This is a genomic window from Phyllobacterium sp. MT110 (assembly GCF_058792715.1).
In genome coordinates, this window is record NZ_JBXAFE010000001.1 from 1,845,254 (window position 1) to 1,870,249 (window position 24,996).

General features: G+C 61.2%; 22 protein-coding genes and 1 other RNA gene. 1 reads left to right on the forward strand and 22 read right to left on the reverse strand.

The features are described from left to right. Positions 1-212 precede the first annotated feature (212 nt). The 3 genes from AC1Q5O_RS09445 to AC1Q5O_RS09455 are packed head-to-tail and all read right to left on the reverse strand — an operon-like array spanning position 213 to position 1,628. Positions 213-776, reverse strand: a complete 564-nt coding sequence (locus AC1Q5O_RS09445; protein WP_492562571.1) for a DUF4865 family protein — start codon at positions 774-776, stop codon at positions 213-215. Further along, positions 773-1,207, reverse strand: a complete 435-nt coding sequence (locus tag AC1Q5O_RS09450) for a cupin domain-containing protein (RefSeq protein ID WP_492562573.1) — start codon at positions 1,205-1,207, stop codon at positions 773-775. The genes AC1Q5O_RS09445 and AC1Q5O_RS09450 overlap by 4 nt, the downstream gene beginning before the upstream one ends. 31 nt (positions 1,208-1,238) lie before the next feature. Continuing rightward, on the reverse strand, positions 1,239-1,628 hold the full coding sequence (locus AC1Q5O_RS09455) for a tautomerase family protein (protein ID WP_492562575.1): 390 nt from the start codon (positions 1,626-1,628) through the stop codon (positions 1,239-1,241). Positions 1,629-1,767: 139 nt separating this feature from the next. Here AC1Q5O_RS09455 and AC1Q5O_RS09460 point away from each other — a divergent pair, with 139 nt between their 5' ends. Continuing rightward, positions 1,768-2,670: a LysR substrate-binding domain-containing protein gene (locus AC1Q5O_RS09460; protein WP_492562577.1), complete on the forward strand. Its 903-nt coding sequence runs from the start codon at positions 1,768-1,770 to the stop codon at positions 2,668-2,670. Between the two features lie 162 nt (positions 2,671-2,832). Here the strand turns inward: AC1Q5O_RS09460 and lpxC are convergent, their stop codons facing one another. From lpxC to AC1Q5O_RS09555, 19 genes are all read right to left on the reverse strand, one after another. Then, entirely contained in the window at positions 2,833-3,780 is a 948-nt protein-coding gene (gene lpxC / locus AC1Q5O_RS09465) for a UDP-3-O-acyl-N-acetylglucosamine deacetylase (RefSeq protein ID WP_492562578.1), read from the reverse strand. A 250-nt stretch (positions 3,781-4,030) separates the two neighbouring features. Continuing rightward, complete coding sequence (gene ftsZ, locus AC1Q5O_RS09470; RefSeq protein ID WP_223612736.1) at positions 4,031-5,725, reverse strand: cell division protein FtsZ; 1,695 nt, start codon at positions 5,723-5,725, stop codon at positions 4,031-4,033. A gap of 66 nt (positions 5,726-5,791) precedes the next feature. Next, the gene (ftsA, locus tag AC1Q5O_RS09475) at positions 5,792-7,114 is read right to left on the reverse strand and encodes a cell division protein FtsA (protein WP_182549367.1); all 1,323 of its coding nucleotides are present in this window, start codon (positions 7,112-7,114) and stop codon (positions 5,792-5,794) included. Next, entirely contained in the window at positions 7,111-8,052 is a 942-nt protein-coding gene (locus tag AC1Q5O_RS09480; RefSeq protein WP_472460746.1) for a cell division protein FtsQ/DivIB, read from the reverse strand. The genes ftsA and AC1Q5O_RS09480 overlap by 4 nt, the downstream gene beginning before the upstream one ends. Beyond that, on the reverse strand, positions 8,040-8,966 hold the full coding sequence (locus AC1Q5O_RS09485; protein WP_492562581.1) for a D-alanine--D-alanine ligase: 927 nt from the start codon (positions 8,964-8,966) through the stop codon (positions 8,040-8,042). Before AC1Q5O_RS09485 ends, AC1Q5O_RS09480 begins: the two co-directional genes overlap by 13 nt. A 279-nt stretch (positions 8,967-9,245) precedes the next feature. Then, positions 9,246-10,220, reverse strand: coding sequence for a UDP-N-acetylmuramate dehydrogenase (murB, locus tag AC1Q5O_RS09490; RefSeq protein ID WP_492562582.1), 975 nt, complete (start codon positions 10,218-10,220; stop codon positions 9,246-9,248). Positions 10,221-10,276: 56 nt separating this feature from the next. Next, positions 10,277-11,677 (reverse strand): UDP-N-acetylmuramate--L-alanine ligase, encoded by a 1,401-nt coding sequence (gene murC, locus AC1Q5O_RS09495; RefSeq protein ID WP_464661236.1) that lies wholly within the window; start codon positions 11,675-11,677, stop codon positions 10,277-10,279. A gap of 51 nt (positions 11,678-11,728) precedes the next feature. After that, the gene (gene murG / locus AC1Q5O_RS09500) at positions 11,729-12,838 is read right to left on the reverse strand and encodes an undecaprenyldiphospho-muramoylpentapeptide beta-N-acetylglucosaminyltransferase (protein ID WP_492562585.1); all 1,110 of its coding nucleotides are present in this window, start codon (positions 12,836-12,838) and stop codon (positions 11,729-11,731) included. Between the two features lie 7 nt (positions 12,839-12,845). After that, complete coding sequence (gene ftsW, locus AC1Q5O_RS09505) at positions 12,846-14,003, reverse strand: putative lipid II flippase FtsW (protein WP_105732195.1); 1,158 nt, start codon at positions 14,001-14,003, stop codon at positions 12,846-12,848. Beyond that, positions 14,003-15,403 carry a UDP-N-acetylmuramoyl-L-alanine--D-glutamate ligase gene (murD, locus tag AC1Q5O_RS09510; protein WP_492562588.1) on the reverse strand — a complete coding sequence of 467 codons (1,401 nt, stop codon included), beginning with the start codon at positions 15,401-15,403 and terminating at the stop codon, positions 14,003-14,005. Before murD ends, ftsW begins: the two co-directional genes overlap by 1 nt. Positions 15,404-15,413: 10 nt before the next feature. Beyond that, a complete protein-coding gene (gene mraY / locus AC1Q5O_RS09515) occupies positions 15,414-16,496 on the reverse strand; it encodes a phospho-N-acetylmuramoyl-pentapeptide-transferase (RefSeq protein ID WP_105732193.1) in 1,083 nt (360 codons plus the stop codon). A 25-nt stretch (positions 16,497-16,521) separates the two neighbouring features. Continuing rightward, on the reverse strand, positions 16,522-17,955 hold the full coding sequence (locus tag AC1Q5O_RS09520) for a UDP-N-acetylmuramoylalanyl-D-glutamyl-2,6-diaminopimelate--D-alanyl-D-alanine ligase (protein ID WP_223612729.1): 1,434 nt from the start codon (positions 17,953-17,955) through the stop codon (positions 16,522-16,524). Next, positions 17,952-19,421: a UDP-N-acetylmuramoyl-L-alanyl-D-glutamate--2,6-diaminopimelate ligase gene (locus tag AC1Q5O_RS09525; protein WP_403176960.1), complete on the reverse strand. Its 1,470-nt coding sequence runs from the start codon at positions 19,419-19,421 to the stop codon at positions 17,952-17,954. Before AC1Q5O_RS09525 ends, AC1Q5O_RS09520 begins: the two co-directional genes overlap by 4 nt. Positions 19,422-19,434: 13 nt before the next feature. Continuing rightward, positions 19,435-21,096, reverse strand: coding sequence for a peptidoglycan D,D-transpeptidase FtsI family protein (locus tag AC1Q5O_RS09530; protein ID WP_288192470.1), 1,662 nt, complete (start codon positions 21,094-21,096; stop codon positions 19,435-19,437). A 64-nt stretch (positions 21,097-21,160) separates the two neighbouring features. Beyond that, entirely contained in the window at positions 21,161-21,601 is a 441-nt protein-coding gene (gene ftsL, locus AC1Q5O_RS09535) for a cell division protein FtsL (protein ID WP_288192400.1), read from the reverse strand. A gap of 3 nt (positions 21,602-21,604) precedes the next feature. Continuing rightward, positions 21,605-22,612, reverse strand: a complete 1,008-nt coding sequence (gene rsmH / locus AC1Q5O_RS09540; RefSeq protein WP_492562592.1) for a 16S rRNA (cytosine(1402)-N(4))-methyltransferase RsmH — start codon at positions 22,610-22,612, stop codon at positions 21,605-21,607. Then, the gene (gene mraZ / locus AC1Q5O_RS09545; protein WP_346308161.1) at positions 22,612-23,076 is read right to left on the reverse strand and encodes a division/cell wall cluster transcriptional repressor MraZ; all 465 of its coding nucleotides are present in this window, start codon (positions 23,074-23,076) and stop codon (positions 22,612-22,614) included. The genes rsmH and mraZ overlap by 1 nt, the downstream gene beginning before the upstream one ends. Before the next feature lie 507 nt (positions 23,077-23,583). Continuing rightward, positions 23,584-24,015, reverse strand: an RNA gene (gene rnpB, locus AC1Q5O_RS09550) — RNase P RNA component class A. A 93-nt stretch (positions 24,016-24,108) separates the two neighbouring features. Then, entirely contained in the window at positions 24,109-24,831 is a 723-nt protein-coding gene (locus AC1Q5O_RS09555) for a lytic transglycosylase domain-containing protein (protein WP_288192397.1), read from the reverse strand. Positions 24,832-24,996: the final 165 nt, after the last annotated feature.

Here is a 24,996-nt window from a genome sequence, read left to right on the forward strand (position 1 = left end):
CTCGCCATTCTGTCTTAGGCCCCATTCAAGAAATTAGAGCATTCTGCGCAAATCCGATATCACGTTTGCGCATCATGCTCTAGATACTGTCAAACTCACTGTCAGTTGCGCGTTCTTAAACCACAAGCCAACAGAATCAGCAATCTTATTGCCATCTATTCGTCCAAATTTGTGGCGGAGGCAGAAATGAGTTGAGAAAAGAACATATTCCCTTATTTCGGCAGCGACATATGCCCTACCCGGTAAATCCGGGTCGCCTCATCGGCCTGTTCCGGCTGCGCCGCAGCCCACAGCCGGAAACGCACCACCGTCCATGTGGTCGGCTCGAAACCCGCCACGGATGCAAGAATAGCGTTGTCTTCGCCATCCCGCAGCACCCGCCCGCTTTCCTGTTTGCGTCTTTCGCCCAGGGGCGTTGAAGCGTCGACCGGCACAATCTCCCGCGTCGCAAACGCCACCTGCGACACGTCGGGCGACACGAAGGCCTGCCAGACAAACCAGGACTTTACCTGCGGCCGGCCGAACGCGCCCGACACGCCGGCAAACCCGTCCCCGCCGAGAAAATTGTTCAAGCCCTCCACATCGTCCCACAGATAAAACGGCGCATAGAGGTTGTCACGGCTACGGGTTGCATCCGTGCGGCGGGCCGACAGATAGGCCTTGAAGCGCAGATGCGGATAGTTGTCGAGCAGATGCCCCTTCTCGGCGATCCGCCGGTCGATGATCCCCATGTCATAATCGGCAGGCAGGGTGAAACTGTACTGCATCGCAATCATGATCGTTCTCCTTGTCGAATGACGGGTTCAAGCCAATGCACCGACTTGCCGTCTTGCACGGCCTGAATACTGACATAGGAGAACGCGCTGTCAGCGCTGGCGCCGTGCCAATGGCGTTCATCCGGAGCGAACCAGACGCAATCCCCGGCCCGCAGTTCTTCAACCGGTCCGCCGTCCCTCTGGGCAAGGCCGACGCCGGACAGGACATAGAGAAACTGTCCGCGCGGATGGGTGTGCCAATGGGTGATGACCGATGGGTCGACGGTGGCACGCATCACCGTGTTCTCACCTTCGCTTTCGCTTTCCAAAAGCATTTCCGCCCAGAACGGCGCGGAGGATATGCCCTCCGGCGCACGTCCGATTGCCGTCCCTGCCCGCCGTATCGTCATTTCCGCCGGACAGGCCTTTAGTTTCGTGGGTATGTCGTTCATGGACTGATTTCCTGTACTGAGAAAAGCCGGGTCAGGCGACGTCGAGCATCTGCATGCCGCCACTGCTGAAGGACCATTCATCACGCGAGGACGTGCTGATGATGATCATGACATCCTCGGGGCGCACGCCAGGAGAAACCGCAAGCTTCTCGACAAGCCGCTCGTAGAACGCCTTCTTCGTCGCCGTATCGCGCGGTTTGCCGATGGCGATGGCAAAGATGATGAAATCTTCGGAGCGCGGGCCGCCGAGATAATGGCGGTCGAAAATGAACTCGTTCGGGCGGTGCTGGTGGATGACCTGGAAAAGATCGTTCTGCGGAACATTGAACGTCTCGATCATCGCCTGATACAGGCTGTCCGACACGGCTTTCAGATAATCATCAGACTTGCCCTGCATGAGGGAAATACGGGCGAACGGCATGGAACGATCCTCTTTGTCTGGCGCCCCGGCACATGGTGTGAAGCGCAATTGAACTTGACGGAATGGTTCTAGCATCGCACAATCATCCTGATAATCAGAAATATATGGATCAATGATCCTGAAAAACTGGACGATAAATATGCGCCGGACCATATTCGACCTGGATGTTCTGCGAACCTTCACGACGGGCGTCGACCTTGGCAGTTTTGCCAAGGCAGCCGACAGGCTCGGCCGGTCGACCTCGGCGGTCAGCGCCCAGCTGAAAAAGCTGGAGCAGCAGGCGGGAACGCCGATATTCCAGAAATCCGGACGCGGCCTTGCTCTGACCGACGCGGGCGAGACGATGCTCGCCTATGCAAGGCGCCTGCTCGACCTCAACGACGAAGCGGCGAGCGCCATTCACGGCATCGAACTGGAAGGCTGGGTACGGCTCGGCCTGCAGGAGGATTTCGGCGAAACCCTGCTGCCCAATATTCTCGGGCAGTTTGCGCGGGCCCATCCCAAGGTGCGCATCGAAGCGCGGGTGGCCCGCAATGCGGAGCTGCTCGAGCGCGTCGCATCCGGCCGCCTCGATCTCGCGCTGGCCTGGAACAACAGCGCACCGCTGTCCAACAGCGAACGCGTCATGGAGGTTCCCATGTGCTGGGTCGGCTCCATCAATCCCGACATGATCTGGCAGAAGTCTGGCAACGAACCCCTGCCGCTGGCCGCCCTTGAAGCGCCGTGCCTGTTGCGCACCGCCGCCATCAACGCGCTGGATCGCGCCGGCATCGCCTGGCGCCTGGCGTTCATCAGTCCAAGCCTGGGCGGCCTGTGGGCCGCAACGGCGGCGGGGCTCGGCCTCACCATCCGCACGCCGATCGGCTTGCCGGGAACGGTGCAGGCGATACGGCCTGGAGCAAACGGACTGCCCCTGCTGCCAAATCTGGGATTGGATCTGTACCGGGCCGATGCGGAACCGTCGCCGGTTACGGCCCGGCTGGCATCGATCATCCTGCAGGCATTGCACGAGTCAGTGCGTGTGGGAGCAAAGGCCGCTTAGAGGGATTGAACGGGTGGTGCGAGGTTCGACAAGCTCACCATGAGGGAGGATGGGGATTGCAGGGAGCTATACTTCTGCCACCTCGGCGATTGGCATTGCAGCCCACCCAAACCCCTCATGGTGAGCTTGTCGAACCACGCATGACATCAATTGCAAGATTGGCTAGACAGCCCAGGGTGCAAACACCGGTGCATGGACAGCGACGAGGGACGCCCCGCGCCCCGGGATGCCCGCCGTTTCGACAATCTCGAACGCAGAGTGATCGGACAGCAGTGCCCGCAGCGCCATGGCGTTCAGGCGGTGGCCGCCGCGATAGGAACGGAAGCAGCCGATGAACGGCGCCCCTGCCAGGGCAAGATCACCAACGGCATCCAATGTCTTGTGGCGCACGAACTCATCGGGAAAGCGCAGGCCGCCGGGATTGATGACCGTATGGTCATCGCCGATGACAAGCGAATTATCCAGTGACGAACCGAGTGCCAGCCCGGCAGCCCAGAGCTTTTCCACATCGCGCATGAACCCGAAGGTGCGGGCGGACGCAATCTCGTCGCGGAACACCGCCTCGCTCATATCCGCGGCAAAGATCTGCCTGCCGATGACGGGCGTGTCGAAATCGATCTCCACCTCGTAGCGTGTGCCGCCATGGGGGACGAACTCCGCCCAGGAGGCACCGGCCTCGATGCGTGACGGCTTGAGCACGCGGATATAGCGCCGCCGGGCTGTCTGCTGGACCAGCCCCGCCTCATCGAAGGCCACGAGGAAGGCGGCCGATGTGCCGTCGACGATCGGCACTTCCGGCGCGTCGATCTCGATGATCAGATTGTCGATCCCTGCCCCGGATATCGCGGCCATCACATGTTCAACGGTGCTGACGGTCGCGCCGCTCCGCTTGCCCAGCGTGGTGCTGAGATCCGTCGTGCCGACTTCCGAGACCAGCGCCTTGATGGCATGGCTGCGCCCTTCGCCATCCCGCCGGTGAAAGACGATGCCCGTATCGGCGGCGGACGGCACGAAGGTCATCGTGACGGGTGCGCCGCTGTGGACGCCAACGCCGGACAGCGATACCCGCTCTGCAATGGTCGTTTGATAGTCGCGCAACTGAGACCCCATGCCCTGCTCTGCCCATATCATCGTAAAATCAATCTGTGCCGTTCTGCCAGAATCAAGGTGAACCGCAGCTATTTTGCGCGGGACGATACAATTGACGCGGCGTCAGGCAAAATCACGGTTTCAGCAGTCCCGCAACGGTCCTGCACGGACAAGAACTAGGTCGTTTTCGAGGTTTTTCAATAGTTTGAATGAAAAAACCCGCCATTGAGACAATGGCGGGTTTCATATTTCTTAACAATACGTGATCGGATCAGTTGGCCTGGCGGCGCAGGAATGCCGGGATTTCCAGCTGATCATCTTCCGACGACTGGCGCGACTGGGGCTGAACACGGCCCTGTTCGTCCAGCTGTCCGCGGCGCGGGGCATAGATCGATGCATCCTGCGACAACGGGCGGCGCGGCTCTGCCGGACGCATGGCCGGTTCGCGCGGCTGTGCCGGTTCAAGCCGTGCGGTGTCGTCTTCGCGGCGGGTCAGGCCGGCGGTCAGGCGCTTCAGCAGACCCATCGGGCCACGGTCTTCGTGGCTGTCATAGGATGCCTGGTCGCGGCCATGGTCGCGGGCATTGAGTTCCGCCTGAACAACCGGCGGGAAGTCGGACACGTTTGGCATGCGCGGTGCCGGTGCGGGCTGTGCGACGGGCGCCGCCTGCATCTGAACCTGCGGCTGCGGCGCCGGCTGGTGGACAGGCTGCTGCGGTGCTGCGGCAACCGGTGCGTCGAACACTTCCGGCGCAGGTGCCTGGAAAATGCGGCTCTGCGGACGGAATTCCTGTTCGGCCGGCTGCGGTGCGCGCTGCGGCATTTCCATTTCGGCGGCGCGGATGGCGTCGGCGACCGGATCGGCAAGGCGGGCAGCCGGCTGCTGCACGACAGGGCGCGGCGCAACAGTCTCGACCCGGGCGGCCGGCTGCTGGACCGGCTTGGCAATCGGCTTCATCGGCTGGCGAAATTCGATCGGCGCAGGGGCCGACTCTCCCAGCTGCTTGTCGATACCCGTTGCCACGACCGAAACGCGGATGATGCCTTCGAGGCTTTCGTCGAAGGTCGCGCCGAGGATGATGTTGGCATCCTGGTCGACTTCTTCGCGAATGCGCGTTGCCGCTTCGTCGACTTCGAACAGCGTCATGTCACGGCCGCCGGTGATCGAGATCAGCAGGCCCTTGGCGCCGCGCATCGAGGTTTCGTCGAGCAGCGGGTTGGCAATGGCAGCTTCGGCAGCGGCCATGGCGCGGCCATCGCCGGATGCTTCGCCCGTACCCATCATCGCCTTGCCCATCTCGCGCATCACCGAACGCACGTCGGCGAAGTCGAGGTTGATCAGGCCTTCCTTGACCATCAGGTCGGTGATGCAGGCAACACCGGAGTAGAGAACCTGGTCGGCCATGGCGAAGGCATCGGCAAAGGTCGTCTTGTCATTGGCGATGCGGAAGAGGTTCTGGTTCGGAATGACGATCAGTGTGTCGACATTCTTCTGCAGGTCCTCGATGCCCATATCGGCGGTGCGCATGCGGCGCTGACCTTCGAAATGGAAAGGCTTGGTGACGACACCCACGGTCAGGATGCCTTTTTCGCGGGCGGCGCGGGCAACAACGGGCGCAGCGCCGGTACCGGTACCGCCACCCATGCCGGCCGTCACGAAGCACATGTGCGTGCCCTGCAGGTGATCGTTGATTTCATCGATGCATTCTTCAGCGGCGGCGCGGCCGACTTCCGGCTGCGAACCGGCGCCCAGACCTTCGGTCACTGCAGCACCGAGCTGAATGAGACGTTCAGCCTTCGACTGCGACAGGGCCTGCGCATCCGTATTGGCCACAACAAACTCAACACCGCGCAAACCGGCATTGATCATGTTATTGACCGCGTTGCCACCGCCACCGCCAACACCAAACACGGTGATCCGGGGCTTAAGCTCGGTAATGTCCGGCTTTTGCAGATTGATGCTCATTTGTTTGTTCCTTTTTCCTTTACCGCTTCGCCGCCGCGGTATCTCTTTTGGGTTTCCCCGGATTGATCAAAAACTCTCTTTCAGCCACTGGCCGATACGCTGAAAACGCCCACCCGTACCCGTCATCAGCGATGATGAACCGGCCTTTACAGAACGCTCCTCAATTCCTGCCACCTGCGGATAGATCAACAGACCCACCGCTGCGGAGAAAGCTGGCCCCTTGGCTGCTTCGGGAAGCCCCGTTACACCCAGAGGACGGCCAATACGTACGTTGCGGGCCAGAATACGGCGCGCCACTTCAGGCAAACCCGCCAACTGGCTGGCCCCGCCTGTCAGGACAACACGCTTGCCGACAATCTGGCCGTAGCCGGACTGATTGAGGCGGTCGCGTGCCAATTCCAGTGTTTCTTCAACGCGCGCCCGGATGATGCGTGTCAGCACCGCGCGCGGATATTGGTTGGGAACGTCGCGGCCGTCATTGCCGAGCGGCGAGACGCTGATGAGATCCCGGTCATCGGCAGCGCTCGGCAGGGCCGAACCGTGCATGACCTTCAGCCGTTCCGCATCGTCCATATGGGCGGAAAGACCGCGCGCCACATCCATCGTCACGTGATTGCCGCCGATGGCGATGGCATCCGCATGGATGAACTTGCCTTCGGAGAACACGGAAATGGTGGTGGTGCCGCCGCCCATATCGATGCAGGCCGCGCCCATTTCCGCTTCGTCGTCGACGAGCGCCGAAAGGCCGCTGGCATAGGGTGTTGCAATCATCGCCTCGACCGAAAGGTGGCAGCGGTTGACGCAGAGTTCGAGGTTGCGCAGCGGCGCCGCATCGGCGGTCAGCACATGCATCTCGACCCCAAGCGTATCGCCGATCATCCCAAGCGGGTCGCGGATACCCTTCTCGCCATCAAGCGCATAACCGATGGGCAGCGAATGCACGAGGTGACGCTCCGTTGCCAGCGCCTGCTTGGCACCGGCGGCCAGCACGCGGCGGATATCGGACTGGTCGACTTCATGACCGCCCAGATTGATGCTGGCGGAAAAGCTTTCGCTCTTCAGGCGTCCGGCGGAAATGTTGACGATCATCGAATCGACGGTGAGGCCAGCCATGCGCTCGGCCGCATCGACCGCCAGGCGGATGGCCTGCTCGGCCGCGTCGAGATTGACGATGACGCCTGATTTGATGCCGCGCGATTTCTGATGGCCGATGCCGAGCACCTCGATGCGATGGGTACGGCCGGGCAGATGCGCGCTTTCCTCGCGCGGACGCAGCCGGGCGATGATGCAGCACACCTTGCTTGAACCGATATCAAGAACCGTCAAAGACCGCGTCCGTTTTGCGGAAGCAGCTCCAGTCGACGTGCTCTTTCCGTTCAGAATACTCATATACGCTTCTCCGAACGCTTAGGCGCCTTGTCTCGCGCCTTCAAAAACTCTACGCGCTGCACCATCGCATCTGGCGTCAGCTTCAAAACAACCCGGTCGGCAAGCCGCATATCGACCGACGCGATCGCCCGGGACAACAGCCCGTCCTTCCGGTCCATCTTCACGATATCGGCCAGTGCCTGATCGATACGGAATTCCGGCAGCATCACCGTCACGCCGTTCTTCAGGATCAGATCCCAGCGCCGGTCGCCGATGCGGGCATAGGCACGGACCTGCGATACGACATCCGGAAACGCGGCAATCTGCGCGAACAGCATTTTCGCCTGCTTGTCGGCACCCGCGCCCATGATCAGCGGCAGCGCCGAATGGCGGCCGGACGAATAGGGAACGATCACGCGGCCATCCTCGTCGATGATCGAGAGATCATCGCCGTTCTGCCAGACAGCCAGGGCAGAGCGCTCGTGAATCGAAATCTGGATCGTGTTCGGATAGACCTTGAACACATCGACGGATTCAACCCACGGCAGCGTTGCCACGGCCTTCTGCGCATCGGCGGCACTCAGGCCGACCAGCGAGGTCTCGCCATCGAGGCCCAGCGCGCCGAGCACGTCGATCTCGGAGGTTTCCTTGTTGCCGACCACCTTCACGTCTTCGATGGCAAAACCGAAGGTCGATGTCGTTACCTTGACCACCTCGGGAGCATGGCCGCCAAGAATGGCACCGTAAGCGCCGGTCAAAGCCAGAAAGACGACAGCGCCGAGGGTTCCCGTATGGTTGGGGATATGAACCTCCCCTTCGACCATGCGGGTGAAGACGCGCACAGGCTTGCGCAGGAATTTCGGCAGGACGAAGCGGAAACGGCCAAAAGCCGCCATCCTGTCCGAAGACACTGGCGCCACACCCCGGGGGTGCACTTTTTTGCCCTTCAACGCAAACACGATGCGTCCTCCACCATCCAACTCAACAATTCACCGAAGGTATGCCCCGCGGCTTTGGCGATATCAGGTACAAGAGATGTTGGAGTCATGCCCGGCTGGGTGTTTATCTCCAGCCAAATCAGTTCGCCATCTTCGGAAAAACGGTCGTCGTAACGGAAGTCCGACCGGCTAATCCCTTTACATCCAATTGCCTGATGCGCCTTGAGTGCTAGTGTTTGTATTTTTTGGTAAATTTTTAGTGAAATTTTAGCCGGACACACATGATTTGATCCGCCTGCAACATATTTTGAATCATAATCGTAGAACTGATGACCCACGGGAATGATTTCACACACCCCGATGGCCACATCGCCCATCACGGCGCATGTCAGTTCGCGCCCATGGATGTAGCGTTCGACCATGACGGTGTTGCCATATTTCCATTCCGCCGAGGTGATCACCTGCGGCGGATGCGACTGATCCTCCTTGACGATGACGACACCGAAGCTCGACCCCTCATTGACGGGCTTGACCACATAGGGCGGCTTCATCGGATGTTTCGCGGTGAAATCGAAGCGGTTCATCACCCTGGCTTCGGCCACGGGAACACCAGCAGCCTTGGCGATGGTCTTCGCCTGTTCCTTGTCCATGGCCAGCGCCGACGCAAGCACGCCGGAATGGGTATAGGGAATTTCCAGATATTCGAGGATGCCCTGGATCGTACCGTCCTCGCCGAAAGGACCATGCAGCGCATTGAACACCACATCGGGGCGCAGCTCAGCCAGCACGCTGGCGATGTCCCGGGTCACGTCAACGCGAGTGACCGGATAGCCCTCGGCCTCCAAAGCATCGGCGCAGGCATTGCCCGAGGAGAGACTCACCGGACGCTCCGATGAAAATCCGCCCATCAGCACCGCAACATGCTTTTTCGCCATGAAGGCAACCCCTTGTACACATCCCCATCAAAGCCGAAAAACGACATGAGTCTCCGCACGCCCGGCGATCAAGACCGCAGGCACCCGAGGCTGACCAAATCAGCCGACTCAAATCAGTTAACGCTTGCCCCTAAAGAATCAGAGAGTTGATTCCGTGACAAGTCCCCTTTGATTCAACAATGAAATTTGGCGTAAAAAAAAGTGTTTGCGATTCGATTTCGGAAACAAAATCAGAGGCAAACGCGCCTCTGATTCAACGTAAAAAAATTTCGGTTTTTGCTACAAAAGCTGCCCCATATACTCCTGCACTTCCTGGCCGGGACGGAAAAGCCCCAGACGCTTGATTTCCCAGTGCAGATGAATGCCGGAGTTTTGCAGCACGAGCGAGCGGATCGTCTCGCCGAGCGTTTCAAGGTCATGACCGCTGGCCGTGCCGGTATTGATCATGAAATTGCAGTGCATGGGCGACATCTGTGCACCACCGATCATCAGGCCGCGACCGCCCGCCGCGTCGATTTGCTTCCAGGCGGATGTGCCTTCCGGGTTCTTGAAGGTCGAGCCGCCGGTCTTCTCGCGGATCGGCTGCACGGTCTCGCGGTGCTGCTGCACCGCCTGCATCGCCGCCTGTATCGCATAGGTCTCGCCGGGTGTTCCCTCCAGCAATGCCGAGGTGAAGATCAGGTCGCCGGCTGCGCCGCAATGGCGATAGGCATAGCCCATGTCGGCATTGGACAGGATATGCACATTGCCCCTGCGGTCGAGCGCCCGTACCTCGACCACCCGCTCGCGCGTCTCGACCCCGTTGGCACCGGCGTTCATGCGCAGCGCGCCGCCCAGCCCGCCGGGAATGCCGTGATAGAAATGGAAACCGGCAATCTTCGCCTCAAGTGCCGCTGCGGCAAGCCGCTTGTCCGGGGTCGCGGCACCCGCCCGCAACTGCGTATCGCCGACGCGCTCGACCTCGCCGAAGCCCTTGGCGGAGAGGCGCACGACAAAACCGGGGACGCCGCCATCGCGCACCAGAAGGTTGGAACCGATGCCGACGACAAGGATCGGATATTCTTCGGGAACGGCCTGCAGGAAGGCTGCCAGATCTTCCTCGTCGGCAGGCTGGAACATGACTTCCGCCGGGCCGCCGGCGCGGAACCAGGTCACCTTTTCCATGCCCATATTGGGCGTCAGCCGCCCGCGCAGCCCCGAGAAACGATCCCCCAGCTTGCCAAGCAGGGCCTCGCCGTCAATCCTTGAAGACATGATATCCTTCCAGCAGTCTTGGCGTGAAACACCCCGTCCTCACGCAACCGCAAAATCTAAAGCGCTGCCAGCTCCTTTGGCAAGGCATATGCCCATTGGGTGATGTTGCCGGCACCCAGGAAAACCACGAAATCGTCGGGCTTGGCGATGGTGGCGATCAAGGGCGCGATGTCCTGCGGCCCCTGGATATAGCGCGCGTCGCGGTGCGCCGCCGTCCTGATGCGGGACACCAGCGCTTCCGATGTGACGCCCTCGATCGGGTCTTCGCCAGCGGTATAGACCGGCGCGACGATCACGGTATCGGCATCGTTGAAGCACGCCGCAAACTCGTCAAAGAGGCTCGCCAGACGGGTAAAGCGATGCGGCTGGACGATGGCGATCACCCGGCCCTTGGCGGAATCGCGCGCCGCCTTCAGCACGGCCTTGATCTCGACCGGATGATGGCCGTAATCGTCGAACACATCGACGCCCTTCCACGAACCGGTATGGGTAAAGCGCCGCTTCACGCCGCCGAAAGACGACAGGCCCTTCTTGATGTCTTCGGCGGAAATGCCGAGTTCATGCGCCACGGCGATCGCCGCTGTCGCGTTCGACACGTTGTGCCTGCCGGGCATCGGCAGCCGCAGGCCCTTGATCTCGGTGGTCTCGCCGGTCTTGCGCTTGGCGATCTGCACGTCGAACTGCGAGGTCGGACCATCGACCACGAGATTGACGAAACGCACGTCCGCCTGCGGGTTTTCACCATAGGTAATGACGCGGCGGTCCTCGATGCGCGACACCAGCGACTGCACTTCCGGATGGTCGAGGCACATGACGCCGAAGCCGTAGAACGGCACGTTCTCGACGAACTGCCGGAAGGCTTCGCGCACCCGGTCGAACGTGCCGTAGTGATCGAGATGCTCCGGATCGATATTGGTGACCACGGCGATATCGGCAGGCAGCTTCAGGAAGGTGCCGTCGCTCTCGTCGGCTTCCACCACCATCCATTCGCCCGCACCCATGCGGGCATTGGTGCCATAGGCATTGATGATGCCGCCATTGATGACGGTCGGATCGAGATTGCCCGCATCGAGCAGCGTTGCCACCATCGAGGTGGTCGTGGTCTTGCCGTGCGTGCCGCCAATGGCGACCGCCTGACGGAAGCGCATGAGTTCCGCCAGCATTTCCGCCCGGCGCACGATGGGCAAAAGTTTTTCGCGCGCGGCAACGAGTTCCGGATTGCTCTTCTTGATCGCCGTCGACACCACGATAACCTCGGCATCGCCGAGATTGTCCGCATCGTGTCCGACAAAGACCTCGATCCCCTTGTCACGCAGACGCTGCACATTGGCGCTGTCCGCCTGATCGGAACCCTGGACCTTGTAGCCGAGATTGTGCAGGACTTCGGCAATGCCGCTCATGCCGATACCGCCGATACCGATGAAATGAACAAGGCCGATGTTGAGCGGCATCTTCATGGACGCACTCCTTTTTTGAAAACTTCAGAAGGAGACGAGGTCATAGCGAACTCATCTCACCGTAAGGGATTGGCCGGATGCAATAGCCTCTGTGAGGTCGGCAAGCAACCTTGCAGCGTCCGGCTTGCCCGTTGAGCGGGCTTTTTCCGCAATAAATGCCAGCCGCGTCGGTTCGTGCATGGCGCTGGTCAGGATATGGGCGATCCGCTCCGGCGACAGTTCCGACTGCTTGATGACATCGGCTCCGCCCGCGGCCTGCAAGGCAGCGGCATTGGCCGCCTGATCATGGTCAAGCGCATGCGGGAAGGGAACAAGAATGGCCGGGCGGCCGATGGCGGCGATTTCCGACACGGTCGAGGCGCCGGAACGCGACATGACGAAATGCGCATCGGAAATGCGCCGCGGCATATCCTTGAAGAACGGCGCGACCTCGGCCTTCACGCCCATGGCCTGATAGGCGGCGCGTACCTGCGCCTCGTCCTCGGCGCGGGCCTGCTGCGTCAGCACCAGACGGGCCCGGTCCTCCGGCGACAGAAGCTGGATGGCAGCGGGGATGGCAGTTGAAAAGTAAGAGGCGCCCTGACTGCCGCCGAACACCAGAAAATGAAACGGCTGGTGCGCCTGCGACGCCTTGTAGGCCTTGCCGACTTCCGCCAGCACGGCCGGGCGGACGGGATTGCCCGTCACCACGATCTTGCCGGCATAGGGGCCTTCGCCCTGCGGCAGGAACCCGCCGGCAATGGCATTGACGCGGGCAGCAAGCGCCTTGTTCGCACGGCCCATCACGGCATTCTGTTCGTGGATGAGCGTCGGGATTTTCAGTGCCGTCGCTGCATAGAGCGGCGGCAGGGTCGGATAGCCGCCGAAGCCCGCAACCAGCTTCGGCTTCAGGCGCCGGAACAGTTTGCGGGAATCGAGATTGCCCTGCCAGAGCGTCCAGAAGGTGCGGACGAGAGAAATCGGGTTGCGTCCGCCGATGGTGGCCGAGCGCACCACGTGGATTTCCTTGGCCGGAAAGCTCCCGGCGAACCGTTCGGCGCGGTCATCGGTCGCCAGATGGATATCCCAGCCGCGTTCGATCAGCGCATGCGCCAGCGCTTCCGCCGGAAACAGGTGCCCGCCCGTGCCCCCGGCACACAGAACAATAATCCCCTTCGACATCAGTCCCTCAGATAGCGTTGGCCAGTGACGGCGTTTTCGTGTTTGCCAGCGTCGCCGACCGCCTGCCCTCGGGTCTGCGCCTTGTCAGCGCCAGCAGCAGTCCCGTCGAAATTGCCACAGAGATGAGCGACGAGCCGCCATAGGAGATGAACGGCAGCGTCATGCCCTTTGCGGGCATCAGGTGCAGGTTCACAGAAATGTTGATGATCGACTGGAAGCCGAACAGGATGACGAGGCCGGAGACGGCAAGGCGGGTGAAATCGTCCCGCTCCTTCAGCGCGATCGACAGGCCGCGAATGACGATGAAGGCGAAGATCAGCACGATCAGCAGGCAGAGCGCGATGCCATACTCCTCGGCGGTCACCGAGAAGATGAAGTCCGTATGGCTGTCAGGGATGATGCGCTTGATGGTGCCTTCGCCCGGACCCTGCCCGAGCCAGCCGCCGCGGATGATCGCCTCGCGCCCGGCATCCACCTGGAACGTATCGCCTTCGCCGGTCATGAAACGGTCGATACGGCCCGCCACGTGCGGGAAGATCGTGTAGGCGCCGAAGAAACCGGCAACGCCGAGAACGCCAAGGCTGATGATCCACAGCCACGGCACACCGGCCATGAAGAACATGGCGCCCCAGGTGATGGCGGTCAGAATGGTCTGGCCAAGGTCGGGCTGGGCCACCAGCAGTGCCGCGACAACGCCGAACAGCACCATGGAGAAGAAGTTGCCGGGAATATCCTTGCGCCGCTCATTCTCGGAAAACAGCCAGGCGCAGACAATGACAAAGGCCGGTTTCATGAATTCGGATGGCTGGATGGAGATGCCGGCCAGCGACACCCAGCGGCGCGCGCCCTTGACTTCGATGCCGAAGAACAGGGCGCCAACCATCGCCAGCATGGAAAGTCCGAGCAGGATGATGGCAAAGCGCCGGATGGTGCGCGGCGCCATGAACGACACGGCGAACATGACGAACACCGCAGGCACCATGAACATCGACTGGTGCTTGACGAAGTAAAAACTCTCAAGACCGATGCGCTCGGCGACGGCGGGGCTCGCGGCGAAGGAAAGCAGGATGCCGAGGCCCATCAGGCTGAGGCAGGCGGCCAAAAGGAAACGGTCAATTGTCCACCACCAGTCGGCGACGGGTCCACGGTCAATGCGGCTTACCATCAGTTTGCCCCTTCAATCGGTGAAGCGCCTGCAAGCGCCAATACGGCGGAGCGGAATGCCTCGCCGCGTTTCTCGAAATTCTGAAACTGGTCGAAACTGGCACAGGCGGGCGACAGCAGGACCACAGCTTCCTGCGATCCGTCGCCGGCCGCATCGCGCGCGGCGTGTTCCACCGCGGCGGCGATCGTGCCTGAAATTTCATACGGCGTCGCCTCGCCCAGCGTTGCCGCAAACTGCGGTGCCGCCTCGCCGATCAGGTAGGCCTTGGCGATACGCGGGAAAAACCCGGACAGCGAGGCAATGCCGCCTTCCTTGGGCAGGCCGCCGGCAATCCAGTAGATGCGCGGGAAGGACGACAGCGCGGGCGCGGCCGCATCCGCATTGGTCGCCTTGGAATCGTTTACGAACAACGTCCTGCCCTGCCGCGCCACCTGCTCCATGCGGTGAGCGAGGCCGGGAAAGGTTTTGAGGCCCGCATTGATCTCATCCGCCGAGAGGCCGACGGAGCGGCAGGCGGCAAAGGCTGCCAACGCGTTCTGCGCATTGTGTTCGCCGCGCAGCGACCCGATGCCCTGCAGCGTGGCGACGGCAGTTTTCGCGCCGTTTTCGGCGAGATACAGCGTCGTGCCGTCGGCGAAATAGCCGTTCGGGATCGGCAGGCGTTTCGAGATGCGGATCACCGGTTTGCCCGCACGCTCCAGCCGGTCGGCAATCGCCGCGCAGAAACTGTCGTCGACACCGACAATCGCCGTCTCGCTGCCCGCCACCAGCCGTTCCTTGATCTCGGCATAGTGCTGCATGGTGCCATGCCGGTCGAGATGATCCGGCGTCAGGTTCAGAAGGATACCGGCGGTCGGATTGATCGACGGTGCGAGATCGATCTGGTAGGACGAGCATTCCACGACATAGTGGCGGCCATCCGCCGGCGGTTCCAGCGTCATGACGGCGGTGCCGATATTGCCGCCCAGCTGCATGTCGCGGCCCGACGCCCTGATGATATGGGCGATCAGCGCCGTCGTCGTCGACTTGCCGTTGGTGCCGGTGATGGCGATGAACGGGCTGTTCTTTCCCGCCAGATTGCGCTCGCGCACGAAGAGTTCGACATCGCCGATGATTTCAACGCCCGCGGCGCGGGCGAGATCCACCGTCCAGTGCGGACGCGGATGGGTCAGCGGCACGCCGGGCGACAGGACGAAGGAGGAAAACTGCTTCCAGTCGACGAGACGCAGGTCACTGGTTTCGATGCCGGCACCCTGCGCCCGCGCAACGCTTTCGGGATTATCGTCCCAGGCAATGACCCGCGCCCCGCCGGCGGCGATCGCCTTTGCCGTCGCAATACCCGAACCGCCGAGCCCGAAGAGCGCGACGGTCTTGTCCAGCATGGAGTGGGCAGCGATCATGCAACTGGCCTTATCTGAGCTTGAGTGTGGAAAGGCCGATCAGCGCGAGAATGACGGCAATGATCCAGAAGCGGATCACGACCTGGCTCTCGGTCCAGCCCTTCTTTTCGAAATGGTGGTGGATCGGCGCCATCAGGAACACGCGTTTTCCCGTCAGCTTGAACGAGGTGACCTGGATGATGACCGACATGGCTTCCATGACGAAGACGCCGCCGATGATGGCCAGAACGATTTCGTGCTTGGTGGCAACGGCGACGGCACCGATGAGGCCGCCCAGCGCCAGCGAACCGGTATCGCCCATGAAAATGGCGGCGGGCGGTGCATTGAACCAGAGAAAACCGAGACCCGCGCCAATGACAGCGCCGAGAACCACGGCAAGTTCACCCGTGCCCGGCGTGAAATGGATCTGCAGGTAATCGGCAAAGATCGCATTACCGGCGAGGTAGGCGATCACCCCGAACGAGGCGGCGGCGATCATCACCGGAACGGTGGCAAGACCATCGAGACCGTCGGTGAAATTGACGGCATTGCCCGCGCCGACCATGACGAAAGCGGCAAAGGGAACGAAGAAAATGCCGAGATTGAGGATCAGCTGCTTGGCAAAGGGGAAGGTCAAGGACGAAGAGAACGGTTCCTGCCCCGCCCACATGATGGCAAGACCGGCCAGCGCAGCGACGAGGAACTCGATGCCGAGGCGCGCGCGGGCGGAAAAGCCCTTGAACGACTGTTTGCTGACCTTGAGATAATCATCGTAGAAGCCGATGGCCCCGAAGCTCACGGCAACCAGAAGCACGACCCAGACATAGATGTTGGACCAGTTGGCCCAGAGCAGCGACGAGATCAGGATACCGGTCATGATCATCAGGCCGCCCATGGTTGGCGTCCCGGCCTTCTTGAAGTGGGTCTGCGGGCCGTCCGCGCGGATCGGCTGGCCGCGGCCCTGCCGGACGCGCAGGGAGTCGATGATGCGGGGACCGAACAGAAACACGATCAGCGCCGAGGTGATCAGCGCGCCGCCGGTCCTGAACGTGATGTAGCGGAACACGTTCAGAAATTGGATATGTTCCGCCAGACCGGCCAGATAATAAAGCATAGACTATGTCCCCATCCCCGTAGGCTCACTCGGCAGGACCGGCGGGCTCCACGGCGTTGTACTTCTGTAGGATTGCCTTGACGATCCGGACAAAACCGATTCCTTTCGATGATTTGATCATGATCACATCACCGGCCCTGATCGTGTTCAGCAGATTTGACTGCAATTCATCGACGCTCTGCCTGTATTCGGCGTGAAATTCAACCGGCAAGGCCGCTTTAAGCGCCGCCATTTCAGGTCCGCCGAGAAAAACCATGTTGATATGATTGGCCGTGATGACCGGCGCCAGGTCCGCATGCAGCTTCGGCGCCTGCTTGCCGAGTTCCAGCATGTCGCCGAGCACGGCAATGCGGCGCCCCTTGCCCGTGGGCACGGCGGCAGCCAGAAGCTCTATCGACGCGCGCACCGAAGCCGGATTGGCGTTGTAGCTCTCATCGATCAGCGTGAACGTGCCATTGCCGATTTCGAGCAGGTGGCGCGCACCGCGCCCGCTTTCCGGCCGCAGCGATGCCAGCGCCAGCGTGACCTTGGTCATGTCGGCGCCGGTCAGATGCGCGGCGCCGAGCACCGCCAGCACGTTCTGCACGATGTGCCTGCCCGGCGCGCCGACCTTGACGACGGCTTCCGAACCGGCAAGCCGCACGGTCATGCAGGAGCAGGCATCGTGCAGCTTGAGCGCGCGCAGGCGATAATCCGCCCGGGCATTCTCACCAAAACTCTTGATGTGCTCGACACCGGCGTTGCGCGCCAGCGTTTCCAGGAGCTTGTAGTGCTTGTCGTCGCGATTGAGCAAGGCATAGCCGCCGGGCACAAGCCCTTCAAAAATCTCGGCTTTTGCCGTCGCGATTTCCTGCAGGTTCTTGAAATGGCCAAGATGCGCCGGAGCGATCAGCGTGACGATTGCCACATGCGGGCGAACCATTTTCACCAGCGGACGGATTTCGTCCGCATGGTTCATGCCGATTTCAAAAACGCCGTAATCCGTGTCCTCGGGCATGCGGGCGAGCGTCAGCGGCACACCCCAGTGATTGTTGAACGAGGCAACCGATGCATGCACCTTGCCCGAATCCGCCAGGACGTGCCGCAGCGCTTCCTTGGTGGTCGTCTTGCCGACGGAGCCGGTCACGGCGATGATCTGGGCATGGGAGCGCTCGCGCGCCGCAAGGCCGAGCCGCGTCATGGCTGCGAGCACATCATCGACCACGATCATTGGGGTCTTGAGTTTGCCGAGCGCGGGCAGCTTCACTTCCGCAACCACGAGCAGCGCCGCACCGGCAGCCACCGCCGCCGTGGCAAAATCATGCCCGTCTAGCGCATCGCCCTTGATGGCGAAGAACGCCTCACCCTTGCGCAGGGTGCGCGTATCGATGGAAATCCCGGTAATGCCTTCGGGCAGCGCGCCAACAGGACGGCCGTTCATGGCCTCAATCATGGCTTCGGAGGTCCAGAGCAAACTCATGGATTGCGCTCCCGGGCCAGACGGTCCTTCAGGGCCTGGGCGACTTCCGTGTGATCGGAGAACGGCAGCACGACGGTCCCGACGGTCTGGCCTTCTTCATGGCCCTTGCCCGCGACAATCAGCGTATCGCCGGATTTCATCATGGCAACCGCCACGCGGATCGCCTCATGCCGGTCGCCGATCTCCTGCGCGCCGGGAGCGGCGGCGAGAATTTCAGCGCGGATGGTGGCGGGAACTTCCGAGCGCGGGTTGTCATCGGTCACGATGACGACATCGGCAAGGCGCGTGGCGATTTCACCCATCATCGGGCGCTTGCCCTTGTCGCGATCGCCGCCGCAGCCGAACACCACGATGACGCGCCCTGTCGTGAAGGGACGGACCGAGGTGAGCACATTCTCCAGCGCATCGGGCTTGTGGGCGTAATCGACATAAGCGGGCGCCCCCTCTTCCGTCGCACCGACAAGATCGAGCCGTCCAGGCGCGCCCTTCAGCCGCTCGAGGCCGCGCATGGCCGCAGCGGCGGGAACTCCGGTGGCGATGGCAAGCCCTGCGGCCACAAGACCATTGGCCACCTGAAAATCTCCCGCCAGCGGCAGGGTGATCTCAAAGATCTCGCCGGCAATCTGCACTTCCACATGCTGGCGGAACCGCTCATGCTCGACACGCTTCAGGGTGATGAATTCGCCCTTGCGGCCGACCGTCAGCACCTTGCAACCGGCTTCGGTGGCCGCCGCAATGGTCGGCTTGGAAAAGGGATCGTCAGCAAAAATGACGGCAGGCGCGCCCTTCGGCAGCAGTTCCCTGAACAGACGCAGTTTGGCGGCGTGATATTCCTCGACCGTCGGATGATAATCCATGTGGTCACGGCCAAGATTGGTGAAAGCACCGGCCGACAGCTTCACACCGTCGAGGCGGCGCTGGTCAAGGCCATGCGACGAGGCTTCCATGGCCGCATGGGTGACACCCTCTTCGACCAGCTCGCTCAGCAGCTTGTGCAGCTCGACGGGGTCGGGCGTGGTCAGCGAACCGTAATCATTGCGCGTCGGCGAAACCACGCCTGTCGTGCCGATGCTGGCCGAGGCGAAACCGGCATTGGCCCAGATCTGGCGGGTGAAGGATGCCACCGATGTCTTGCCGCTGGTGCCGGTGATGGCGACCATCACATCCGGCTGCACCCGGTAGAAGCTGGCAGCCGCAAGCGCGAGCGCACGGCGCGGATCGTCCACATAGATGATCGGGGCGGAGACGTTGCTCAGCTTGGAATCGCTGGCGGCAACGATGATCGCAGCGCCGCGTTTTGCCGCGTCCGCAGCATAAACGCTGCCGTCCGCCTTCGAGCCTTTCAGGGCCGCGAAGAGGAAACCGGGCTTGACCTCACGCGAATCGGAAGTCAGGCCATTGATCGTCGTTTCCCCGAATTCGGAGATTGCCAGGGCAGGTATGCCGTTCAATTCTTTCAGTTTCATGACCGAATCTGCTTTACTCATCACTGTCGTAGGAAACCTGCAATGGCGCGACTTGTTGGCCGAAATCGGGCTTTACCCCGAGAAACGATGCGGATCTGCGGATAATTTCCGCCACCATGGGTGCCGCGTTGAAGGCTGCGATACCGCTGCTCTGCCCTTCGGCAGGCTTTGGTTCGTCGATAATGGTCAAAACGACATATTCCGGTTTTTCGATCGGAAAGGCCGCCACGAAGGCGTTGAACCGCAGATCCTTGGCATAGCGGCCGTTGACGACCTTGTCCGCCGTTCCGGTCTTTCCGCCGACGCGGTAGCCCTTGACGTTGGCGTTGCGGCCCGAGCCGGTATCGCCGTTGAGCTTGTAGAGATAGCGCATGTCATCGCTGGTTTTCGGCTTGATGACCTGTTCGGCCATGGTCTGTGCCTGTTCCAGCGTACGCGGCAGGAAGGTTGGTTCAATCAGCCTGCCGCCATTGACCAGCGCCGCGGCGCCGACCGCCGTCTGCAGCGGTGTCGTGGCCATGCCGTGGCCGAAGGAGATCGTGATCGAATTCACCTTCTTCCACACTTTCGGCGAATAGGGCTTGGCGACCTCCGGCAGTTCCGTCTTCATCGGATCGAGCAGGCCGAGACGCGTCAGGAACGCCCGGTGATTTTCGATGCCCACCGCATCGGCTTCCCGTGCCGAGCCGATGTTGGAGGAGAAAACGAAGACTTCCGGCAGGGTCAGCACGCGGGCCTTGCCGTGGAAATCATGGATCGTCTGGCGGCCGATGGTGATCGGGCGCGTCGCGTCATAGGTGGTGTTCAGCGTCGCCCCATGGTCGAGCGACATGGCTGTCGTGAAGCTCTTGATCGTCGAACCCATCTCGTAGAGACCGGCGGACATGCGGTTGAGGTGGTCCTTGTCGAGCGCATTGAACGGGTTGTTCGGATCAAAATCCGGTGCCGAGGCCATGGCCATCACTTCGCCGGTATTGACGTTGAGAACAACGGCACCCGCCGCAATGGCGCGGTATTTCTGCATCGCATTGACCACGACGTCGCGCACCACGTGCTGGACGCGCAGATCGATCGACAGGCGCACCGGCGCCAGCGAACGCCCGTCGGCAAGGCCGACATCGCGCAGGTCCGACAGCCCCTGAGAGTCGATGTACTTCTCCATGCCGGCAATGCCCTGATTGTCGATATTGACGAGACCAAGGATATGCGACGCCGTCGGGCCGCCGGGATAGAAGCGCGATTTTTCCGTGCGGAAGCCGATGCCGGGAATGCCCAGCGCCATGATCTGGCTCTTCTGCTGCGGTGTCAGGCCGCGCTTCAGCCAGGCAAAGCCTGCGCCGCTCTTCAGGCGGCTGTAGGTCTGTTCGAAGTTGAGATCCGGCAGGACGGTCGACAGCAGTTCATAGGCTTCATCGGGATCGATGATCTTGCGCGGCTCGGCATAGAGCGATGCGGTCTTGATATCGGTTGCCAGCACTTCGCCGTTGCGGTCGAGAATATCCGGACGCGAGGCCAGAACGGTGCCGGTCGGACCGTTATAGCCGGTGGTATCTTCCTGCATCCCGTAGAAAATCAGGCGTCCGCTGATGACGCCATAAATGCCGATAAAGCAGATCATGGCCATCATCACGCGGTTGCGTGCGCGATTGCCCGTCTTCTTCTTGCGCGCATCCATTTCGAATGCCGGTGCCGTTCCGTTTTCCAGCTGCGCTGTTTTCCGCTTGATCCAGATGCCCATCTTAATGCGCAGCCCCCTTCGGTTTCGCGCCGGGGACGGCCGCAACGGTTGCCCTGCGCACGCTGCCGGTCTTGATCGTATCGGTCTTTTTCACGGCTGGCCCCGCATCGGCCTCGGTGATGAGGTTGGCGACGTCATCGATCTTTTCGGCGGCGGGCTTGGCTTTCGGAATCTCGTTGATGTTGGCGATCTGTTGCGCCTCGACCGGCTGCAGGTTGAGCTGGCCCTGGAAGGAGGCAACCAGCTTCTGCAGGCGGTTGGGCTGCGTCAGCAGGCTCCAGTCGGCCTTCAAGAGGTCAATCGTATCCTTCTCGTCGGCGATCATCCGCTGGATCTTGTGTACTTCCGTCATCTGCTTTTCAGCATCGTGCTTGATTTTATAGGTGATGCCGGCCGCTGCGATCATCAGCCCGATCAATATGATGTCGAAGGTGCGCAGCATGGATCAGCTCCTCGCCGTTTCATGAAAATGCGGAAGATTGGGCAGGCCGTAGATCGAATGATCTTCAGCCAGCGGCGGATTTTCGGTGCGGATGGCGGCACGCAGCTTGGCCGAGCGCGCACGCGGATTGCTTTCCGTCTCCGCCTCGGTCGGCGCAACCACGCCCTTGCCGATGGGGGTGAAGCTTGCCAGGCGCACCTGCACCTGCGGCAGATGGCGCGAACCGCCGCTCGAACCGGCGCGGTCATTGAAGAAGCGCTTGACGATGCGGTCCTCGAGCGAATGGAAGGTCACGACAACCAGGCGGCCGCCCGGCTTGAGCGCCCGCTCGGCCGCATGCAGCGCGCGGACGAGTTCGCCCAGTTCGTCATTGACGAAAATGCGCAGCGACTGAAACACGCGCGTTGCCGGATGGATCGGAATCTTCGGATTGCGCCCGACCAGCGCTTCGATGGCATTGGCCAGATCGCGGGTGCGGTGAAACGGCTCGGTGGTGCGGCGCTTTTCGATCATGCGCGCGATGCGGCCCGCATGGCGCTCCTCGCCGAGGAAATTGAAGACGCGGGCAAGATCGCCCGTCTTGAGGCGGTTGACCACGTCGGCGGCGCTTGGCCCTGAACTTGACATGCGCATGTCGAGCGGCCCGTCCTTCTGGAAGGAAAAGCCGCGCTCGGCCTCGTCGATCTGCATGGAGGACACGCCGATGTCCAGCACGATGCCGTCGGGAGCACCCAGCAATGCAACCTGATCCAGTGTCGAGAAAGTGCCCTGCACGAGCGTGAGGCGGCCCGCATGGGCCTTTTCCAGCGCCCGCCCGGCTTCGATGGCTGAGGGATCGCGGTCGATGGCCGTCACCGATGCGCCGGTATCGAGAATACGGCGGGTATAACCACCTGCACCGAACGTGCCGTCGATGATCAATTGACCGGGACCAGGCTTCAGTGCGGCGATGACTTCATCGAGCAGGACGGGTATGTGGCGCGCTTCATCCTGACCGCCCGCACCCGCCATCACCTGTTTCCTGTCTGATTGTCCAGATTTTCCAGCCGCCGCCGCTCCATCAGGCGTTGACGTACCTTTGCCCGATGCGTTTCGAACTGCTCCGGCTGCCACATCTGAAAATGCGTGTTCGCCCCCGCAAAGGTCACATCGGTCGTGATGCCCGTATGCTCGCGCAGGAAATCCGTCACCGTGATCCGTCCATCCGCGTCCAGCTTGAGAAAGCCGCCATCCGCATGCAGGTAGAAAGACATATCGTCTGCCATTTCGGCGAAGGGATCCTCGCTCTCCAGCCGCTTGTCGAAGCGCGTCAGCAGATCCGGTCCGCCCGCATCGAGGGCAGGAAGATGCAGGGAGCGCAGGGCATACAGTTCCGTGTGGCCGGCCTGCTGGATGATCGAACGGAAATGCGCCGGTACGGAAACCCGTCCCTTCGCATCGATCCTGTTCGTTACATGTCCGAGGAACCGGTTCAAAACGCAACACCGCCGTTTCCGCCACGAAGGCCTGTTTCATTTCTACCCCTGCTCCACCCCTGGGAGCCCCATCAATAGCCGCGGAAGCATTGGCCGAACGGGCCGAATGCAAGCCCTGGCATGCCAAATCCAATGTCGGGAAACACCGTGTCGACTGAACGCTACTGATGAAACCAATCGATATCATGGGGCACTATGGGCGTCAATGGGATTAGAGAACACATGGTGGGAGCAAGCCTGCAATCAGACGCACTTCCGGCGATTCTGAATTTATGGCTCATTAAGCTTAATGAACGGTTAGGAAACCGGTTGGGCGGCATGATTGAAGCCTTTGCGGAGGCGTCGTGCGTGGTTCGACAAGCTCACCATGAGGGAAGTGATTTGGTGACAAGCCCAATCGGAAAGATCGCAGAACTTGGCTTCCTGCAATCCTCATCTTTCCTCATGGTGAGCTTGTCGAACCACGCACGATGCATCTGCAGTCGCGTGCAACCGTAAGAAGGATGAAGTGTCAGCTGGCCTGTAAGCCGGGTTCTGTATGGCCGGACTTGCGTCCGGCGCGGCAGCCATTCATCTTGGACGGATGTTGCCATCCGCCTCCTGCAACCTACCCGGACGACTGACCGGAAACTGATCGCCAGGCTTTCGCCTGACACGCCGTCCCTATTCGGTTTTGCTCCCGGTGGGGTTTACCTTGCCGTTCCTGTTACCAGCAACGCGGTGGGCTCTTACCCCACCCTTTCACCCTTACCCCGTCATTCCTTGCGCCCAACCGGCAATGATCCGGCGCAACGAAAGACGGGGCGGTTTCCTTTCTGTGGCACTTTCCCTGGGGTCGCCCCCGCCGGACGTTATCCGGCACCGTGTTTCCCTGGAGCCCGGACTTTCCTCACGTGCCGCCTTTCGGCTTTTGACACGCGCGGCTGCCCGGCCAGCTGACGAAGCGTATAAAAGGGTTTCGCAGCAAAAACGCAAATGAAAAAGGCCGGATTGGTTATCCGGCCCTCATCTTTGTAACGATCTCCAACGGTTTTAGTTGGAAGCCATTTCCATCTTCACCTTGGCGCAGTAGTTGGCCGAGACCGGGTTCATGCGCGTTGCGCCATGGCCGGCATTGTAGCGCAGGATGGTGCCGCAGGTGGTGCCGTTGCCGAGCTTGTGCGCCCCGGCAAGATACTTCATGCCCCAGCGGATATTGGTTTCGGGATTGTAGAGGGCCTGGCGGGTGCCGGTATAGCCAAGGCCGCGCGCCGTTTCGAGCTTGATCTGCATCAGGCCGATTTCACCGGCGCTGCCGGTCATGTCGGCGCGGTAGTTACTTTCCACCCGGACCACGGCATTGGCGAGGGAAGCCGGGACGCCGTAGGACGCGGCGTAGGAATTGATGATCGTCGTATACTTCATCGATCCGGCGGCGGAGGGGATGCTGCCCGTTGTCATCGTGTCGACATTGGCGAGATTCCTGTGGCGCACCTTGGTTCTGAGCCGGACCTTGGTTTCGACAACCGGACGCTTGGATGACGCCAGGGTCTTTTTGCTGGCATGGGTCTTTACGACGCTCTTTTTACCCTTGCTTGCTGTCTGGGCAGTCTTGGCGGATTTCCCGCCTTCTTTATCCTTTTCCGCTGCGGCCCGCTTGGCCTTGAGGTAGTCCATCAGGTTTGTCGGCTCTGCCGGACTGCTGTATGCTGAATTTGCGCCAAAGAAGGCCGTCGCCCCAACAAGGGCGAGAATCATACCAAATTTTTTTGTCATCGTTTTCCGTCTAAATCGCTTGGGCAATACGAGCGCACTGCCGGACCCCGTTCCGCGCCAAAAATCTAAAAGGGCATTACCGGAACAATGTCCAAGGATGTGACGGTCCAATGCAGCCGAATATGGGTCGGCCAAATAACAAAGTGTAACACATTGAAATATATA

Excerpts from the sequence above, each read along its gene's own strand:
- AC1Q5O_RS09445 (WP_492562571.1), bottom strand. The coding sequence starts at position 776 with ATGATTGCGATGCAGTACAGTTTCACCCTGCCTGCCGATTATGACATG.
- AC1Q5O_RS09450 (WP_492562573.1), bottom strand. The coding sequence starts at position 1,207 with ATGAACGACATACCCACGAAACTAAAGGCCTGTCCGGCGGAAATGACG.
- AC1Q5O_RS09455 (WP_492562575.1), bottom strand. The coding sequence starts at position 1,628 with ATGCCGTTCGCCCGTATTTCCCTCATGCAGGGCAAGTCTGATGATTAT.
- AC1Q5O_RS09460 (WP_492562577.1), top strand. The coding sequence starts at position 1,768 with ATGCGCCGGACCATATTCGACCTGGATGTTCTGCGAACCTTCACGACG.
- lpxC (WP_492562578.1), bottom strand. The coding sequence starts at position 3,780 with ATGGGGTCTCAGTTGCGCGACTATCAAACGACCATTGCAGAGCGGGTA.
- ftsZ (WP_223612736.1), bottom strand. The coding sequence starts at position 5,725 with ATGAGCATCAATCTGCAAAAGCCGGACATTACCGAGCTTAAGCCCCGG.
- ftsA (WP_182549367.1), bottom strand. The coding sequence starts at position 7,114 with ATGAGTATTCTGAACGGAAAGAGCACGTCGACTGGAGCTGCTTCCGCA.
- AC1Q5O_RS09485 (WP_492562581.1), bottom strand. The coding sequence starts at position 8,966 with ATGGCGAAAAAGCATGTTGCGGTGCTGATGGGCGGATTTTCATCGGAG.
- murB (WP_492562582.1), bottom strand. The coding sequence starts at position 10,220 with ATGTCTTCAAGGATTGACGGCGAGGCCCTGCTTGGCAAGCTGGGGGAT.
- murC (WP_464661236.1), bottom strand. The coding sequence starts at position 11,677 with ATGAAGATGCCGCTCAACATCGGCCTTGTTCATTTCATCGGTATCGGC.
- murG (WP_492562585.1), bottom strand. The coding sequence starts at position 12,838 with ATGTCGAAGGGGATTATTGTTCTGTGTGCCGGGGGCACGGGCGGGCAC.
- ftsW (WP_105732195.1), bottom strand. The coding sequence starts at position 14,003 with ATGGTAAGCCGCATTGACCGTGGACCCGTCGCCGACTGGTGGTGGACA.
- murD (WP_492562588.1), bottom strand. The coding sequence starts at position 15,403 with ATGATCGCTGCCCACTCCATGCTGGACAAGACCGTCGCGCTCTTCGGG.
- mraY (WP_105732193.1), bottom strand. The coding sequence starts at position 16,496 with ATGCTTTATTATCTGGCCGGTCTGGCGGAACATATCCAATTTCTGAAC.
- AC1Q5O_RS09520 (WP_223612729.1), bottom strand. The coding sequence starts at position 17,955 with ATGAGTTTGCTCTGGACCTCCGAAGCCATGATTGAGGCCATGAACGGC.
- AC1Q5O_RS09525 (WP_403176960.1), bottom strand. The coding sequence starts at position 19,421 with ATGAAACTGAAAGAATTGAACGGCATACCTGCCCTGGCAATCTCCGAA.
- AC1Q5O_RS09530 (WP_288192470.1), bottom strand. The coding sequence starts at position 21,096 with ATGGATGCGCGCAAGAAGAAGACGGGCAATCGCGCACGCAACCGCGTG.
- ftsL (WP_288192400.1), bottom strand. The coding sequence starts at position 21,601 with ATGCTGCGCACCTTCGACATCATATTGATCGGGCTGATGATCGCAGCG.
- rsmH (WP_492562592.1), bottom strand. The coding sequence starts at position 22,612 with ATGGCGGGTGCGGGCGGTCAGGATGAAGCGCGCCACATACCCGTCCTG.
- AC1Q5O_RS09555 (WP_288192397.1), bottom strand. The coding sequence starts at position 24,831 with ATGACAAAAAAATTTGGTATGATTCTCGCCCTTGTTGGGGCGACGGCC.